At 70.4% G+C, this 16,780-nt stretch carries 15 protein-coding genes; 11 read left to right on the top strand and 4 right to left on the bottom strand.

Annotated features, from left to right (window positions below; genetic code table 11):
* The first annotated feature begins 29 nt into the window (after window positions 1–29).
* From DMP23_RS01690 to DMP23_RS01665, 6 genes are read left to right on the top strand one after another with little or no spacing between them, the layout of a single operon-like run.
* A complete protein-coding gene (locus tag DMP23_RS01690; RefSeq protein WP_134733369.1) occupies window positions 30–1,205 on the top strand; it encodes a nucleotidyltransferase family protein in 1,176 nt (391 codons plus the stop codon).
* Window positions 1,195–1,464, top strand: a complete 270-nt coding sequence (locus tag DMP23_RS01685) for an acyl carrier protein (protein WP_037818694.1) — start codon at window positions 1,195–1,197, stop codon at window positions 1,462–1,464. Before DMP23_RS01690 ends, DMP23_RS01685 begins: the two co-directional genes overlap by 11 nt.
* Entirely contained in the window at window positions 1,461–2,996 is a 1,536-nt protein-coding gene (locus DMP23_RS01680; protein ID WP_337819940.1) for an AMP-binding protein, read from the top strand. The genes DMP23_RS01685 and DMP23_RS01680 overlap by 4 nt, the downstream gene beginning before the upstream one ends.
* A complete protein-coding gene (locus DMP23_RS01675; RefSeq protein WP_051729588.1) occupies window positions 2,993–3,442 on the top strand; it encodes an NUDIX domain-containing protein in 450 nt (149 codons plus the stop codon). The genes DMP23_RS01680 and DMP23_RS01675 overlap by 4 nt, the downstream gene beginning before the upstream one ends.
* Window positions 3,443–3,453: 11 nt before the next feature.
* On the top strand, window positions 3,454–4,485 hold the full coding sequence (locus DMP23_RS01670) for an alcohol dehydrogenase catalytic domain-containing protein (protein WP_337819939.1): 1,032 nt from the start codon (window positions 3,454–3,456) through the stop codon (window positions 4,483–4,485).
* Window positions 4,482–5,837, top strand: coding sequence for a phosphotransferase (locus tag DMP23_RS01665; protein ID WP_337819938.1), 1,356 nt, complete (start codon window positions 4,482–4,484; stop codon window positions 5,835–5,837). Before DMP23_RS01670 ends, DMP23_RS01665 begins: the two co-directional genes overlap by 4 nt.
* A 40-nt stretch (window positions 5,838–5,877) precedes the next feature.
* Here the strand turns inward: DMP23_RS01665 and DMP23_RS01660 are convergent, their stop codons facing one another.
* Window positions 5,878–7,587, bottom strand: a complete 1,710-nt coding sequence (locus tag DMP23_RS01660; protein WP_337819937.1) for a carbamoyltransferase family protein — start codon at window positions 7,585–7,587, stop codon at window positions 5,878–5,880.
* 333 nt (window positions 7,588–7,920) lie between these two features.
* Here DMP23_RS01660 and DMP23_RS01655 point away from each other — a divergent pair, with 333 nt between their 5' ends.
* Genes DMP23_RS01655 through DMP23_RS01635 form a run of 5 tightly spaced genes read left to right on the top strand, consistent with a single transcriptional unit; the run spans window position 7,921 to window position 14,139 of the window.
* Window positions 7,921–9,072, top strand: a complete 1,152-nt coding sequence (locus DMP23_RS01655; RefSeq protein WP_167754364.1) for an aminotransferase class I/II-fold pyridoxal phosphate-dependent enzyme — start codon at window positions 7,921–7,923, stop codon at window positions 9,070–9,072.
* 44 nt (window positions 9,073–9,116) lie between these two features.
* On the top strand, window positions 9,117–9,944 hold the full coding sequence (locus DMP23_RS01650) for a hypothetical protein (protein WP_337819936.1): 828 nt from the start codon (window positions 9,117–9,119) through the stop codon (window positions 9,942–9,944).
* A gap of 54 nt (window positions 9,945–9,998) precedes the next feature.
* On the top strand, window positions 9,999–11,039 hold the full coding sequence (locus DMP23_RS01645; protein WP_337819935.1) for an inosamine-phosphate amidinotransferase 1: 1,041 nt from the start codon (window positions 9,999–10,001) through the stop codon (window positions 11,037–11,039).
* On the top strand, window positions 11,036–12,691 hold the full coding sequence (locus DMP23_RS01640) for a thiamine pyrophosphate-binding protein (RefSeq protein ID WP_337819934.1): 1,656 nt from the start codon (window positions 11,036–11,038) through the stop codon (window positions 12,689–12,691). Before DMP23_RS01645 ends, DMP23_RS01640 begins: the two co-directional genes overlap by 4 nt.
* 32 nt (window positions 12,692–12,723) lie before the next feature.
* A complete protein-coding gene (locus DMP23_RS01635; RefSeq protein ID WP_337819933.1) occupies window positions 12,724–14,139 on the top strand; it encodes a purine-cytosine permease family protein in 1,416 nt (471 codons plus the stop codon).
* Between the two features lie 9 nt (window positions 14,140–14,148).
* Here DMP23_RS01635 and DMP23_RS01630 read toward each other — a convergent pair whose 3' ends face one another.
* The 3 genes from DMP23_RS01630 to DMP23_RS01620 are packed head-to-tail and all read right to left on the bottom strand — an operon-like array spanning window position 14,149 to window position 16,705.
* Complete coding sequence (locus DMP23_RS01630; RefSeq protein ID WP_337819932.1) at window positions 14,149–14,610, bottom strand: hypothetical protein; 462 nt, start codon at window positions 14,608–14,610, stop codon at window positions 14,149–14,151.
* Window positions 14,607–16,016 (bottom strand): ATP-binding protein, encoded by a 1,410-nt coding sequence (locus tag DMP23_RS01625; protein WP_337819931.1) that lies wholly within the window; start codon window positions 16,014–16,016, stop codon window positions 14,607–14,609. The genes DMP23_RS01630 and DMP23_RS01625 overlap by 4 nt, the downstream gene beginning before the upstream one ends.
* Complete coding sequence (locus DMP23_RS01620) at window positions 16,013–16,705, bottom strand: response regulator transcription factor (protein WP_337819930.1); 693 nt, start codon at window positions 16,703–16,705, stop codon at window positions 16,013–16,015. Before DMP23_RS01620 ends, DMP23_RS01625 begins: the two co-directional genes overlap by 4 nt.
* Window positions 16,706–16,780: the final 75 nt, after the last annotated feature.

Genomic DNA, 16,780 nt, shown 5'->3' with positions numbered 1-16,780 from the left:
CGCATGGCCTCCCGAAATGGTGCGATTTCGTGAAAACCTCAGTGGCACAAAAGGAACCGTACTGGCAGTTGCTCGAGCTGATCTCGATCGCCGACCCCGGCGACGAGACCTGGCGAACGGCCGAAGAGCTCTTCGCCGAGGGCGTGGACATCGATCTGCTGCTCAGCTTCGCCGCACGCCACCGGATGGTCGCGGTGCTCGCCGACTTCGTGCGCCGGGCGGGCGCGATCTACGACGTCCCGGCCGGGGTGCAGCATCTGCTGAACAACACCCTCGACTGGACCAGGCACCGAGCACGGCTGCTGGCCGAGGCGGCGGGCGAGATCGCCGGCACGGCCGGGGAACGCGGGCTCGGCATCGTGTTCAACAAAGGCATCGTGCTGCAGTCCACGCTTTACGACGACCGGGGCGTGCGGTTCTTCGCCGACGTGGACCTCATGGTCGGCCCGGACCAGCGCCGCGAACTCGCCGCGGCGCTGCGGGACCTCGGCTACAGCGAAGGCCAGGAGTACGACGCCAAGACCGAACAGCTCGTCGACCTGCCCCGGGAGTACAAGCTGATCTACCAGCTCTACCCCGATCACCTGCCGCATTTCCACCGGCTCACCGCCGGCTCCGGCGTGCCGTTCAACCGGGTCGACGTCGCGTTCAACCTCACCTGGTACGGCAGCGCCTGGCAGGTGCCGATGAGCGAGGTGCTGAAAGGCCGGGCGACCGCGCGCCTCGGCGACGGCACGGAGCTGCCGGTTCTCGACCCGGTGTACGGCTTTCTGTTCCTGGTGCTGCACTTGTTCCGGGAGTCGTGGTTCCAGCGGACAGCTGAGGCGGGCGGGCTCCGGCTCATCCAGTTCGCCGACATCCGGAAGTTCTGGGAGCGCTACGGCCGGCCGGTCGCCGCCGAGCTGACCGAGACGATCGGCAGGCACGACCTCGGACCGGCCGTCGCGTGGGTGTGCCATCACGTCGACGAGCTGTTCGGCGGCGAAATCGTGGCGGAGCTGGGACTCGGCCGGTTCCAGGAGCCGGAGTGGCTGCGCAGCGCCGGCGCGAAGGACGGCACCAGCCTCGCCTGGGACGGCGACATGCGGGCGCGGCTGGCGGCGCGGGAGCCGCTGGTTTTCCGGCAGGCGGCCGAACCGCCGTTCGCGGCGCAGGCGCGGATCTTCAAGGCTGGTGCGAAAGGGGATGGGGATCGTGTGGGATGAACGGTTCGAACAGGCGGTCCGGACGAAGCTGCCGATGCTCGCCTCCGAGCCGCGGCTGCGGCCGGACCTGTCGTTGCGCGACTTCGGCCTGGACTCGATGAAGATCATGGACCTCATCGTCGGGCTGGAATCGGCTTACGGTACCGAGTTCCCGGACGAGGCGCTGACCTTCGAGGCGTTCGCGACGCCGGGGCGGCTGTGGGAACTGGTGCGCGAGCACATGGTGGACGCGCCCGGCAGACGCGCGGGGACGAAGTGACCCTGCACCAGCGGTTCGCCGGGGCGGTGGCGCGCTTCCCGGAGCGAACGGCACTGGAGCTGGACGGCACTTCCCTGACGTACCGGGAACTCGGCTCGCTGTGCGAGGGCCTCGCGTCGCGGATCGCCGCGGACCTCGGCCGGACGCCGCGACGGGTGGGTCTGCTGAGCGGTCGTTCCCTGATCGCGTATGCCGGATACCTTGCGGTGCAACGACTTGGCGCGACCTGTGTGCCGCTGAGCCCGAAAGCGCCGTCGGCCCGCAATGCGGCCAGCGTCGCCGCCGCAGGACTCGACGCGGTGCTGTCCGACGACGTCGCGGCAGACCTGGGCGTACCGACCGTGACGGTGTCCGCAGTCGACGTGAAGGAGATGATCGGGAGCGGACGGACGCTCGGCCCGGCTCCCGCCTCGGCCCAGGAACTCGCGTACGTCCTGTTCACCTCCGGCTCGACCGGCACGCCCAAGGGAGTGCCGATCCGGCATGAGAACGTCGCCTCCTACTTGGACCACGTGGTGGAGCGCTACGAGATCGGACCGGGCGCGCGGCTGTCGCAGAATTTCGAGCTGACCTTCGATTTGTCGGTCTTCGACCTGTATGCGGCATGGACTTCGGGCGCCACGCTCGTCGCCCCGTCCTCTCGGGATCTCCTTTCCGTGGTGGGCTTTGCCCGGCGAAACGAACTGACGCACTGGTTCTCCGTGCCGTCGGTGGTGTCGTACGCGATGCGACGCGGCTCTCTCGTCCCCGATGCCATGCCTGCGCTGAAGTGGAGCCTGTTCTGCGGGGAGCCGTTGACGGTCGAGCAAGCCGCGGCCTGGCAGCGCGCGGCGCCGCGAAGCACGCTGGAGAATCTGTACGGACCGACCGAACTCACCATTTCGTGCGCGCAGTACCGGTTGCCGCGCAACGTCGAAGAACGGTTGCGCGGGCACCCTTCGGTGCCGATCGGCACGCCGTACCCGCACCTCCAGCACATCGTCGTGGACGAGAACGGGACGCAGGCCGACACCGGCGAGCTGTGCGTGCGCGGACCGCAGCGGTTCGACGGCTACCTCGATCCCGCCGCCAACGAGGGCCGGTTCGTCGAACTGGACGAGAACGGCGTGGCGAGGCGCTACGCCGGCTCGGAGCCGCTCGGCGAACGGCATTGGTACCGCACCGGCGACCGGGTCCAGGCGCACGAGGAGGGCTGGCTCTACCTGGGACGGCTGGACAACCAGGTGAAGGTGCGCGGTCACCGGGTCGAGCTCGAAGAGGTCGAGTGGGCCGTCCGGGACCAGCTCAAGATCGCGCAGGCAGTGGTGCTCGCGGTTCCGGACGACCACGGCGACCTGTGCCTCGCCTGCGTTCTTCCGGGGCCGCCGGGCGCTCCGGACGCGGTGGTGCGCGAATTGCGCGACCGGTTGCCCGAGTACATGATCCCGCAGCGGATCGTGTACGTCGACGAGCTGCCGTTGAACGGAAACGGCAAGATCGACCGGCGCGCGGCAGCGCGCCGGTTCGCCGCGGAAACAGAAGAGGGGCCATGACAGACCAGTTCGGGGTGTATTTGATCGCCGTGCGGGGCGGGAAACTGCTCGCGCTGCGCCGGGAAGAGGACGACGACCCGTTGTTCAAAGGAGTCCTCGACTATCCCGGCGGCCGGATCGAACCGGGCGAGACGCCCGAGGCGGCGGCGGTGCGCGAGGGAGTCGAGGAGACCGGGCTGGAATTCGGCGAGATCGAGTACCTGCGCGAATGGTCGCACGCGTGGGACGACGGCCGGGTCTTCCACGTGAAGACGTTCGTCGGCTGGGAACCGGCGGGCGACGTCCGGCTGAGCGACGAGCACTCCGCCTTCGCCTGGGTCACGCCCGAGGAGATGCTGGCCGAGCAGTACCCGGAGCAGATGAAGTCCGAGATCTTCCGGTCGTGGCTGGACGGGCTGCGGGGCGACACCCGCCTCGTCCAGGCCCGCGTCGCGGAACACTACTGAGGGGAAGCCAAGTGCGCGCGGTCTTGTTCAGCACTGCCGGCGAAGTGAGCGTCGAGCAGGTAGCGGATCCGCGGCTGCGGGACGCCTCCGACGCGATCGTCGCGATCGGGGCGGCCGCGGTGTGCGGCTCCGACCTTTGGTACTACCGGGGCGTCGAGCCGCTGGAACCGGGCTCGCGGATGGGGCACGAGTTCGTCGGCGTGGTCGAGGCCGTGGGCGCGGACGTGACGAGCGTGCGGCCGGGCGACGCGGTCGTGGCCCCGTTCACCTTCTCCGACGGCACCTGCGACGCGTGCCGGCGGGGATACCCGACGTCGTGTTCCAGCGGCGGGATGTGGGGCGGAGCCGCGGATCCGGGCGGCGCGCAGGCGGAAGCGATCCGCGTGCCGTTCGCGGACGCGACGCTGGTGCGGCTGCCCGGCGCGGCGGACGCCGCCACGCTGCGGGCCTGCCTGCCGCTGGCGGACGTCCTGCCGACGGGCTGGCACGCGATGGCGGACTGCGGTCCGGGCGCCGCGGTCGCGATCGTCGGGGACGGGCCGGTGGCGGCCAGCGCGGTGATGGCCGCGAAGCTGCGCGGTGTCGAACGGATCATGGTGCTGGGCCATCACGAGCACCGGCTCGCGCTGGCCGCGAAGCTCGGCGCGGAGACGGTGCTGGGCGCCGGTTCTCCGGAAGAGGACGCGCAATCGGTCCGCGACGCTTTCGGCGATCTCGCGACGACAGTGGTGGAATGCGTCGGGACACAGCGATCCGTCGACGCGGCTCTCGCGTGCGTGCAGGACGGCGGACGGCTCGTTTACGTCGGCCTGCCCGCCGAGGGCGCCGGGATCTCGTTGCTGGACACGTTCGATCGCAACCTCGTCATCCGCGGCGGCGTCGCGCCGGCGCGGGTCTACATCCCGGCTCTCCTCGACGAAATCACCGCGGGGAAGCTCGATCCCTCCGTGCTGTTCGATTCGGCTGTCACCCTGGACGAGGCGCCGATCGCTTACGAGCAAATGCATCAGCGCCAAGTGATGAAAGCGTTGATGACACCGTGAGCGCGTCCTCGCACACCTTGGCGGCCGCCGTCGCCGGGGCGCGCTTCGCGGACATCGCCGAGCAGTACGCCCCCGACGCCGTGCTGGAGTCGTACGTGACCGGCCGACGGGAGACCGCCGAAGGGGCGCAGGCGATCGCCCGCGCCTGGCCCGGCGCGGTCGGCCGGGGCGAGGTGGTGCGGAGCCAGCGGACCGACCTGCCCGGCGCGGTCGAACTCGACCTGCAACGGGCGGCCGCGTCCGGGCCGGTCCGGCGGGTGCACCGGTTCGAGCTGGCCGACGGCCTGGTGCGCCGGCACGTGGTGTATCCGGCGAAACCGAAAGAGGATCCGGTGCTGCCGGAGGGCTGTCCGGCCGGGGTGGCCCCGGGCACGGTCCGCGAGCTGGTCCACGACGGACTGTCCGGGGCGAATCTGTTCCGGGCCGAACTCGAGACCGGCGAACCGGTCGTGATCAAGCACATCCGGCCCGCCGACGACTGGATGGCCCGGGCCACCGCGGATCCGGGCCGGGAAGGCCTGCTGTACGTCGAGGGGGTCTACGACGCGCTGCCCGCCGCGATCGGCTCCGCGGTGATCGGCGCCGAAGCGGTCGACGACGGATGGGTCCTGCTCATGCGCGACCTGACGGCCGACCGTCGCGCGCTGCTCGATTCGGCGGACCCGCGTTCGTGGGAGCGCATGCTCGCCGCCGTGCACGAGATGCACGAGGTGTTGCGCGGTCGCCCGCCCTCCGCGGCGTTGTGCTCGGTTTCCGACCGGCTGCGGCTGTTCTCACCGGTGCGGCCGTTCGTCGAGGCGCGCGGTTCGGACACGCTGCCGAAGATGCTCACGACGAACTGGGAGTGCTTCGCCGAACACGGCCCGGCCGATCTCGTGCACGAGGTCTTCCGATTGGCTGACGACCCGTCGGGACTGCTCGCCGCGCTTGCCGGCAGTGCCCCGTTCACGGTGCTGCACGGCGATTTCCGGCCGCAGAACCTTGCGCTGTCCCCGGCCGGGGTCACCGCGCTGGACTGGGGGCTGGCCTGCTACGGACCGCCGGAGCTGGAGTTCGTGTGGTTTCTGTCCAACACGGCGTGGGGCGAGGACCAGGAACGCGACGACCTCGAAGCGGCCTGGACCCGGATCAGCGGCACCGCCAGGACGAGCCGGGCCGCCGACCTCGCTGTCGTGTACCACGCGGTGATGGGCGAGATCTCTTTCCTGCTCACGGAATCGCGCAACCAGGTGGCCGGGTTCGCGCGCCCGGCCCCGGCGACCGCCCGGTGGTGGCTGCGCAGACTGGACCGGGCGCTGGACCGGTTGGGCTCGTTGGAGCCGCGGCGTGCGGAGCTGACCGCGGGTGTGTGAGGACCTGCCCCGCACCCCCGCGGCCGCGCTCACGCTCCGGTCACTGCCGGCGTTCGATCAGGTAGTCGCCGAGGACGAGGGCATCCATTCCGGTGCGCAGGAAGGTGCGCAGCGCGTCGCCGGGGGAGCGCACGATCGGCTCGTCGTAGGTGTTGAACGAGGTGTTCAGCACCAGCGGCACCCCGGTCTGCCGGTGGAAGGCGGTGATCATCTCGTGGTAGCGGGGATTGACCTCCGGCCACACCGTCTGCATCCGCGCGGTCCCGTCGACGTGCACGATCGCGGGGACGGCCGCCCGCTTTTCGGGGCGGACCGGAACGGCGAACGACATGAAGTTGGTCGACAGCGAAGTGCGCTCGAATTCGAACCATTCCGCCGCGTGCTCGCCCAGCACGCTCGGGGCGAACGGCCGGAAGTACTCCCGGTGCTTCACCCGCACGTTGATCAGATCCTTGATCGCCAGGCTGCGCGGGTCGCCGATGATCGAGCGGTTGCCGAGCGCCCGCGGGCCGATCTCGGCCGCGCCCTGGAACCAGCCCACGACGAGACCGTCGGCGACCAGTCCGGCGGCCGTTTCCGCCGCGGACTCCAGTTTGGCCGCTGTGACCGGGACTCCCTTGAGCGCCGCTTCGATCTCGGCGTTGCCGAACGCCTCGGACCCGATGTACGGGTCGTTCAGCACGAACCGCGATGCGACCTCGCCGCGAGTGTGGGCGACCCAGAGCGCGGCGCCGAGCGCGGTCCCGCCGTCGTGGGCCAGCGGCTGGACGAAAACGCCGTCGAACGGGCCGCGGTTGAGCAGCCTGCCCATCGCGACGCAGTTGAGCGCGACACCGCCGGCCAGGCACAGGTTGCGCGATCCGGTCCGCTCCTTCAGCGTGGCGGCGAGCGACTGCAGGATCTCGGTGGTCATCTCCTGCAGGCTCGACGCCACCTGGGCGTACCGGTAGTCGAACGGAGTGTTCGGCGCGCGGCGCGGGCCGAACAGTTCCTCCAGCGGTCCGTAGTCCTCGACCCGGAACCGGAACAGGTCCGCGTCCACGTCGAACGGCTTCGCGCCCCGCCGGACGATGCGGGCGAATTCCTTCCGGTATCTCTCCGGCGGCGCGAACGCCGCGAGCGCCATCAGTTTAGGGGCCGAGTAATCGTCCAGCCCGGTGAACTTGGCGAATTTCTCCCAGACGAATCCGAGCGAATCGGGGTATTCGATCGTTTCGACGGCTTCCAGCGTGCTGCCGCGGCCGTGCGCGAGCAATGCCGTCGAATGCTCGCCGATTCCGTCGATGCTCAAGACCGCGGCCTCGTCGAACGGCGAAGCGAAGTACGTGCTGGCCGCGTGCGCCGTTTCGTGCCCGACCCACACCCAGCGGTCCTGGATATCGACGCCGAGCGCCTTGCTGACCAGTTCCGGAACATTTTCGAGCTTTTCCAGGAGGACTCTTTCGCCGTCGGCGTGGCCCCAGGAACCGGCGGTGAGCCGTTCGTTCATCGGCGGCTTGCGCAGCTTCGGATCGAATGAGAAAGCGACGAAGTCGATCTCGTCCGCGGTGATCCCGGAGCGCTCGAGGCAGTCCTTGATCGCGGCGGCCGGGATCTCGTCCACGGTGTCGATGTCGGCCGGTTTGGCGTGCTTGCGGCGGTTGAAGCGCTCCTCCTCGGCCAGTGCCAGCACGGTCGAGCCGCGGACGAGGCACGCCGCCGACTCGTGGTAGACGCCGTTGATGCCCAATACGACAGGATCGCGCTTCATGCATTTCTCCCTCGTTTTTACCGTGCCTTTGTCTGGGCAGGCACGAATGTTCGCCAGCGAGGTTTCGCCGTCCCTTCCGGGCGGTGATGCCTCCTGGTCGATTACTTTCGAGAATGGACGCGAGCAGCCGAACCGAACGGGCGGCAAGGTCCTCGACGCGCCTTTAGCGAGCGCGCGACAATGTGATCATGCCAAGTGTACGGTGGCCATTTCCCGGACGCAACTACTTTCGGGGTTCCCTTCCCGCGGCGGCCGGTGGTACGTTCGGAAAAACGGCGGTCGAGATCCGGCGTCCTAGGGGGACTCGTGCACGAAGCGAGACTGGTCATTGCTGTGCCCGAAGAAGAAAGCGACATCTATTTCGAGATCTTCACCCTCGCCGAGCAGGTCGGCGCGATCAATCTCGCCCAGGGTTTTCCCGACGGCGCACCGACTCCGCGGCTGGACATCACCGAGGCGGCGCTGCGAAGCCAGCGCAGCCGCCAGTACGCGCCGCTGTACGGCACGGCCGAACTCAGGTCCGAGCTGGCCGCCCGCGCCGAGGCGCGCGGCCTGAGCTACGACCCGGACGGGGAGATCACGGTCACTGTCGGGTGCACCGAAGCGGTCGCCGCAGCTTTGCTCGCGGTGACGCCTCCGGACTCGGAAATCCTTGCGCTGGAACCGTTTTACGACAACTACCCCGGGTTAGCCCGGCTCGCCGGGGCGCGGCTGGTCCCGGTTCCGCTCGCCGGTTCGCGCGGTTCGGGGCCGCTCGAACCGGACTTCGACGCGCTGCGCCGCGCGGTCACGCCGGCGACCCGCACGCTGCTGCTGAACACCCCGAACAACCCGACCGGATTCACGCTGTCCGCGCGGTCCGCGGCGGACCTGGCGGAGTTCGCCGTCGAGCACGATCTGCTCGTGGTCAGCGACGAGGTGTACGAGGAGCACACCTACGACGGGCCGCACGTCTGCATCGCCGCACAGGAAGGCATGCGGGAGCGGACGATCGTCTGCTCGTCGGCGTCGAAGATGCTGTCGCTGGGCGGCTGGCGGATCGGCTGGATGTACGCGCCGCGCGAACTGAGCGTCAAGGCCCAATACCACCACCGGCACCTGGCTTTCTCCGTGCCCGCCCCGCTGCAGGCGATCACCGCTTCGGCGTTGCGCTGGGCCGACGACAGCGGCTATTTCGACACGCTGCGCGCGGAGTACCGGGTGCGCCGCAACATCTTGTGGCGCGGCCTGACCGAGGCCGGCTTGCGGCCGCAACTGCCGTCCGGCGGGTTCTTCGTCACCGCGGACGCCGGTCCGTGGGGCGCGGGCGAGGACATCGAGGCGTTCGCGAAGGACCTCGTGGCCACGACGGGAGTCGCCGCGCTGCCGATGAGCGACTTCTTCCCCGACCGCCGCTCGGCGGGCCGGCTGCTCCGGTTCGCCTTCTGCAAGCCGGTGCCGACGCTGCGCGAGGCGGTTCAGCGGCTGGCGGGCGTGCCGCGCTGAAAAACCGGGCTCCGGCCCGCACCACGGGAACGAAGGGGAATCGCATGACCGGCTCCGGACTGCACGTCGCACTGCTCGGCATCGACGGCACCGGCAAGACCGCGATGGCCAAGATGCTGTCGAAGGCGCTGGCCGACGGCGGGCACGACGTCAAGATGCTCAGCTGGCGCAAGGAAATCTCGGCGAACGAGCGCGAGAACACCCGGCAGGCGCTGCGGCAGCTGTGGGTCGAATCGTTCCGCCTGCTGCACCTGGGCGTGGACGCTCCGCCGCCGCCGCCCGCGTTCGCCGCGTTCGAGGAGGAAGGGTGGGAGGAACGCTACGGATCGACCGCGTTCACCCGCAACGTGCCCGCCGGGCCGCTGGCCGCCGCGTGGCTGGAATGGGTCGGCCAGGTGCTGCTGTACCACGAAGCCGTGCTGCCGCACACCGCCCGCGGCACGCACGTGATCGACGAGAGCTTCAGCCTGAAGATGGCCTACAAGGAACTCTACGTCGCCCGCAAGCTGGCGACCGGCCCGATGATGATCGAGGAGATCGAACGGGCGCAGGAGATGCTGACGGAGTTGTTCCAGCGCTGTGCCCCGGACGTCGGGCTGGTGATTTCCGGTCCGGTCGAACGGTCCTATCGCTGGCGGATGGCGCAGAAGGGGTCCCTCGGCCCGCTGGAAGACCTTGGCGCGGCGGGCGAGGGCCGCGGCCGCGCGGGCTATCTGGAACTGCAGTCCGCCTGCGACGGCTTCTTCCGCGAGTTCGCCGCGAAGTGGGGGTGGCACGTGTTCGAGATGCAGGACGGTCCCGCCGAGGCCAACTTCGCGCGGCTGCGTGCCGAACTCGCCGCTCACCCCCGGCTGGCCGCGCTGCTCGGCTGACGCGTTCGCCCGCTCGCCATTGTTGTTTCCCGACTGCTCCACGGAGGTTCGCGAATGAGTTTGGTCAGTGCGCACAACGAATGGGACCAGCTGGAGGAGGTCGTGGTCGGCTCCGCGCTCGGCGCCCGGATCCCGCGCGCCGAACGCAGCATCCTGACGATGGACTACCACGACGCGGGCGGCGCCGAGAGGCTCGAATCCGGCAAGTACCCGCTGGCGGCGATCGAACAGGCGGAGGAGGAGCTCGAGGAGTTCTGCGCCGCGCTGACCGGACTCGGCGTCACCGTCCGCAGACCGGCGCCCGCCGATCCGGACGCGGTCCTGCGGACCGGCTTGTGGGAGACGGAGGGATACCTCGACCACGCCCCGCGCGACACCGTGCTGGTGGTGGGCGATCTGCTGATCGAAGCGCCGATGGTGGTGCGGGGGAGGGCGCTCAAGCAGTCGTTGTACAAGCCGTTGCTGCTGGAGTACTTCAAGTCCGGTGCGCGCTGGATCTCGGCTCCGCGCCCGGCGCTCGCCGACGAGATGTACCGGCCCGAGCTGCCGGAGGGGCAACGGCTCGCCGACCTCGAACCGTGTTTCGACGCGGCCAACGTCATCCGCCTCGGCACCGATCTGATCTACCAGGTGTCCGACGGCGGCAATGAAATGGGAGCCCGCTGGCTGCAGCAGGCGGTCGGCCCCGAGTACACCGTGCACGCCTGCCGCGACCTCTATCCCTCCGCGCACATCGACACCACGGTGGTGCCGCTGCGGCCGGGCCTGGTGCTGCTGCATCCGGAACGGGTGAACGACGGGAACCTGCCGGAGATCTTCCGGTCCTGGGACAAGATCTGGTGCCCGGAGATGGTGGACATCGGCTGGTCCGGCTCGTTCCCGATCAACTCGGTGTGGATCGGCATGAACCTGCTCAGCATCAGCCCGGAGCTGGTCGCCGTCGACAAGCGGCAGACCGCGCTGATCAAGGAACTGGAAGCGCACAAGGTCGACGTGCTGCCGTTGAAACTGAGCCAGGCGCGCACGTTCGGCGGCGGCTTCCACTGCGCGACCCTCGACGTCCGCCGGACCGGAACTTTGGAAACCTATCGGTGAGGGGCAGCGACGTCGTGCTGGAGGTGCTGCGCACCGAGGGCGTGCGGCACGTGTTCGGCAATCCCGGCACCACCGAGCTTCCGCTGATGACCGCGTTGTCGGCGGCACGCGATCCGCGGTACGTGCTCGGTCTCCAGGAAAGCTCTGTGGTCGCGATGGCGGACGGCTGCGCACAGGCCACCGGCAGGCCGGCGATGGCGAACCTGCACGCCATGGCCGGGCTCGGGAACGCCGTGGGGAACCTGACCAACGCGGTGGTGCAGCGCACGCCGCTGGTGATCACCGCGGGACAGGCGGACCAGCGGCATCTCGTGCAGGATCCGTTGCTGTCCGGCGATCTCGCCGGGCTGGCCGCGCCGGTGGCGAAGTGGACGCACGAGGTCCGCCGGGTCGAGGACCTCGGGGTGGTGCTGCGCCGGGCGTTCCGCGACGCGGCGTCGGAGCCGACCGGCCCGGTGTTCGTGTCGCTGCCGGTCGACGTCCTGGAAGCGGAGGACCCTCGCGGTGCGCGGGCGGTGCCGCCGCGATCGCTGGTGGAGCGCGGCGGTTGCGCACCCCGCGCGGCCGAACTGGCGCGGCTGTTGTGCGACGTGCCGCCGGACCAGGTCGCGGTGGTGGCCGGGGACGAGGTGGCCGCGAGCGGTGCGGTCGACGCGCTGACCGGGTTCGCGGAAGCGGCCGGAGCACGGGTGTTCGGATCGTCGTTGCACGCCACCACCGTTTTCCCGACCACTCATCCGTTGTGGGCGGGCCAGCTCGGACTGTCCACGGCGGAGGTCCGGGACGCCTTGGCCGGGTTCAAGAGGGTGCTGCTGCTGGGCGGCAGGGTTTTCATGGCCTACGGATACAGCGGCGGCGACTTCGTGGCGCCGGGGACGGAGCTGCTGCAGGTGGCTCCCGATCCGCATCAGCTGGCCAGATCGGTGCCGGTGCGGCTCGGCGTCAGCGGCGATCTGCGGTGCACCCTCGAAGAGCTGACAGCGAAGGTCGCGCTGCTGGCCGACGGCGAGCGCGCAGCCAAGGAGCTCGCCCGGGCAGGCGAGGTGCGGGCCGAGGCCGAACGGGCTGCCGAGGACGGGGCCCGGGCGCGCTACGCCGAAGCGCCGATGGCGCCGGTGGCGGCGGTGCACGCGGTCCTCCGGGCGTTGCCGGACGACGTGGTCGTCGTGGACGAGTCGATGAGCAGCGACGTCTACGTGCGCCGGTTCCACCGGGCGGGCAAGCCGGGGCGGTACTTCGCCGCCCGCGGCGGGGGACTGGGCTGGGGCATGCCCGCCGCGGCGGGCGTCTGCATCGGCCGCGGACTCGATCCGGTGGTGTGCTTCGTCGGCGACGGATCGGCGATGTACAGCCCGCAGGCGCTGTGGACCGCCGCGCACGAACGGCTGCCGGTGCTTTTCGTGGTGGTCAACAACTGCCAGTACCTGATGTTGAAGGACAACCTCCGCGGACGGGTGCCCGCGCTGGCCGGACAGGGCCGGCTGGTCGGCATGGACCTCGTGGAGCCGCGGATCGACTTCGTCGCGCTCGCCGGCGCGATGGGGGTCAAGGGCGTCGTGGCCGAGAGCCCGGGCGAAGCCGCCGACGCCGCGGCGATGGCATGGCGCTCGGGCGAACCGTATGTGGTGGAGCTGCGCGTCGGGGTGTCGTGACCGCGGCCGGCCATGTGAGGAAAGGGGGCGGGATGAAGAATCCGACGAGGCAGAGCGCGCGCGTCGATCCGGTCAACGAGGTCGGCCGGATCGAGACCAGGGGCATCGAGCCGGTGCCGGACCGGGAACGCCGGGGGCGGGCCCGCCAGTTGTTCCCGGTCTGGCTGTCGTCGAACCTCGCCTACCTCTACATCCTGCTCGGCGGCACGCTGACGGTGCTCGGGCTCAGCATCGGGCAGGCGATGCTGGTGCTGGTGGCGGGCAACCTGTTCTGGGTGCTGGTCGGCCTGCTCGCCGCGAGCGGCGTGCCGTCCGGGGCGCCGAGTTCGGTGGTCATGCGCGCGATGTTCGGCGTGCGCGGCAACCGGGTCGTCGGCAGCGGCCTCGGCTGGCTGACCGCCGTGGGGTTCGGCGCGATCAACCTGTCGATCACCGCGATGGCCGGCCTCGCGCTGCTCGGCGTCTTCGGCGCGGACACCGGATCGATCTGGCTGCAGCTCCTCGTGCTCGCGGTGGTCGGTGTGGCCACGTTCGCGGTGAGCGTGTACGGCCACGCGACCATCCTGCACCTGAGCAAGTACTTCGGCGTGCTGCTCGCGGTGTGCCTCGCGATCCTGGCGGCCATCGTGGTGAGCCGGGCGGACTTCTCCCACCTCCCGGCGCCGCCGGAACACGGCACGGCGGCGGCCCTGCTCGCCGGCTTCACCGTGATCGCGTCGGGACCGGTGTCCTGGCTGACCGGCGCCGACTACGCGCGCTACCTGCCGCGGTCCGAAAGCCCGGCGAAAGCCGCGTGGTGGACCGGCTTCGGCGGCGCGCTGCCCGCGCTGGTCTTGGGCGGCATCGGCGTACTGGCCGGAACCGTGGTCGACATGGCCGATCCGCAGACCTCGATGGCGGCCATCCTGCCGAGGTGGTTCTACCCGGTTTTCCTGGTGGCCGTGCTGCTCGGCACTCTCACCAACAACGTGTCGACCTTCTACTCGTCCGGCCTGATGCTCCAGGCGGTCGGGCTCCGCGCGCCCCGGGCCCGGACCGTGCTGCTGGACGCCGCGGTGGGCCTTCTGCTGACCGCGTACATGCTGATGGCGCCCAGCTTCCTCACCGCGCTGAACAACATCCTGACGCTCGCGGTGACCTATCTCGGCCCGGTCATGGCGATCTACGCCGTCGATCTCGTGCGCCGCCGCAACCGGTACGACGGCCCCGGCCTGGCCGACATCCGCAGCACCAGCCCGTTCTGGTTCCGCAACGGCGTGAACTGGCAAGGGTGCTGGGCTTTCGCGGCCGGCACCGGGGCAGCGCTGCTGTGCGCCAGCACGACACTGTGGCAGGGACCGGTTTCGGTCGCTCTCGGCGGCGTCGACCTCTCCGCGGTCGTCGGCCCGATCGTGGGCGGCGCGCTCTACGCGGTGCTGTACCGCGAACCTGGTCGCGACCGGTACTGACCGGCCTGCCTATCCGGGACCGCAGCCCGCAGGCTGGAGCGTCTGCCCGCCGCCGGAAAGCCGGACAGTCCCCGACGCTCCGCCCCCGCCTGCCGCGACCACCGTGCACACGATCTGCGCGACCGCGTTCGGCGACAGTTCCCGGACGTTCACGCCGATCTCCGCGTCCGAGACCCCGATGGCGATCGGTTCGAACGACGGCGGAAGCTCCGTCGTGTAACCGCTGGCCCGTTCGTCCTCGTCCGGCCCTCGCTCCAGCGCGCGGACCCGGTCCGCGGCCACGTCGCCGATACCGGTGCGCACCACCGGCACGACCTTGCCGTTCAGCACGAAATACACCGTCGCCGTGTGCGCGTTGTTCCCGTTCGGCGGACCGCTGGGCGCGTTCTCGCCGGGGATCACCCCGCTGGGCCGCACCCCGCAGCCGCTCGCCAGCACCAAGACCGCGAGCAACGCCAGCCACCGCTTCATCGCCGTACCTCCCGAGGCAGCCGCAAGGTGAACACCGCGCCGCCTTCGGGCCGGTTGCCCGCGGTCAGTTCCCCTTGGTGCAGCCGCGCGTTCTCCCAGGCGATCGCGAGCCCGAGCCCGCTCCCTTCCGACCGGCTGCGAGCGGTATCCGCCTTGTAGAACCGGGAAAACACGTGCGGAAGCACCTCCTCGTCCAAGCCGGAGCCGGAATCCTCGACGGTGAGCGTGACCCCCGCCTGGTCGCCCCGCAATCGCACGGTCACCGGCTCCGCGCCGTGCCGCAACGCGTTCCCGACGAGGTTGGCCACGATCACGTCGAGCCGACGCGGGTCGACCCGCGCCCGGATCCCTTCCGGCAGGTCGGTCTCCACCGCGAAGCCCCGCGCGCGCAGCGTTGCGCGAACCGCCTCGGCCACGTCGACGTCGTCCACCTCGAGCGAAGCGGTGCCGGAGTCGAACCGGGTGACCTCGATCAGGTCGTTCACCAGCCGCGTCAGGTTGTGGGTTTCTTGGCTGACCAGCCGCACGGCCTCGCCCGCCGCGTCCGGCAGCCGCTTCGCTTCGGCGTCGAGCATGTCGGTGACCGCGGTCATCGCGGCGAGCGGCGTGCGCAGTTCGTGGGACACGTCGGCGACGAACCGTCGTGCGTCGGCTTCCATCCGGCGCAGTTCGCCGACGTGGCGTTGCAGCGAGTCGGCGGTCGCGTTGAACGTCTCGGCCACGCTTGCCAGTTCGTCACTGCCGCGGACGGCGATCCGGGCATCGAGGTCGCCCGCGCCGAGCCTGCGCGCCGCGCGTTGCAGCTCGCCGACCGGTCGCAACACGCTCCCCGCGGCCAGCACGGCGAGGATCAAAGCCACCACCAGCGCGGCACCGCCGGCGAGCCACGCGTCCCTGGCCAGCCGGTTCACCGCGTCGATTTCCGCGTCGAGATTGCGCAGTTCGTAGATCTCGATGCCGGACGGGATCGTCGGATTCCGCCGGTCGCCGGTCGAGATCAGCAACGGCGAGCCCAGCAGCAGCTGCGTCACGCCGCCGACGTCCACGCGCTGCCACGCGACCCGCCCGGACCGCACGACCGTCCGCAGTTCCGGCGTGATCACCGAGGCGGGCATGTCGCCCGCGCTGTGGCCGCCGCTCGTCACCAGCGCGGCCGTTTTCCGGCCGTTCAGCCGGTCGGCGACCGATTGCAGCGCGCTCGTGTCCACCGGCTGCCGGGGGAGCGGGTACAGCTGCTTGAGCTGGTTCGTCATCTCGGTGGCGGCGTTGTCCTGGGTGCGCTGCAGGATCCCGTTCCTCGCCTGCACGTAGCCGATCCCGGCGACGGCCATCGCGGTGAACACGCTCAGCAGCGCGAACGCCACCAGCAGCCGGGTGCGCAGCCCGCGCAGCCGCCAGCCGGTCACAGCGGCCCGAAGCGATAGCCGAAACCGCGCAGGGTCTGGACGTACACCGGTTTCGCCGGGTCGTCCTCGATCTTCGCGCGCAGCCGCTGCACGCACGCGTCGACGAGCCGTGAGTCGCCGAGATAGCCCTGGTCCCACACGGATTCGAGCAGCTGCTGACGGCTGAGCACGCGACCGGGCGCCGACGACAGTTCCAGCAGCAGCCTCAGTTCGGTCGGCGCGAGCCCGATCACCGTGCCGTGCTTGCTGACCACGAGGCCTTCGCGGTCGATCGTCAGGTCGCCGTGCCGTTCCGGGCCCGGTTTAGCGTCCGCGTTGCGGGGTTCGCCGCCGGTTCGGCGCAGCACCGCGCGGATGCGCGCCTCCAGCACCCGGGCCTGCGCGGGTTTGACGACGTAGTCGTCGGCTCCGGCTTCGAGCCCGGCCACCACGTCGATGTCGTCGTTGCGGGCGGTGAGCATGATGATCGGCAGGTCGCCAGCGGCGCGGATGCGGCGGCAGACCTCGAAGCCGTCCATCCCGGGCAGCATGAGGTCGAGGACCACGACGTCGGCCGGGTCCCCGGCGAGCCGGGCGAGGCCTTCCTCGCCGGTCTCCACCGCGTCGACCGTGTGGCCCTGGTACGTCAGGGCCAGCCGCAGGCCGTCGCGCACGGCCTGGTCGTCTTCGATCAGCAGCACCCTCGGCATGTCTCCCACTATCGCAGTCCGCCCGTCCGGCCGCCCGGACAGTCCACAGCGGACGGCCGGAGCCCAGCCTGCCCG

This window comes from Amycolatopsis sp. A1MSW2902 (genome assembly GCF_017312175.1).
Classification (GTDB): domain Bacteria; phylum Actinomycetota; class Actinomycetes; order Mycobacteriales; family Pseudonocardiaceae; genus Amycolatopsis; species Amycolatopsis nivea.
The sequence above is the reverse complement of the archived record's forward strand: the minus strand, read 5'-3'. Positions and strand labels throughout refer to the sequence as shown.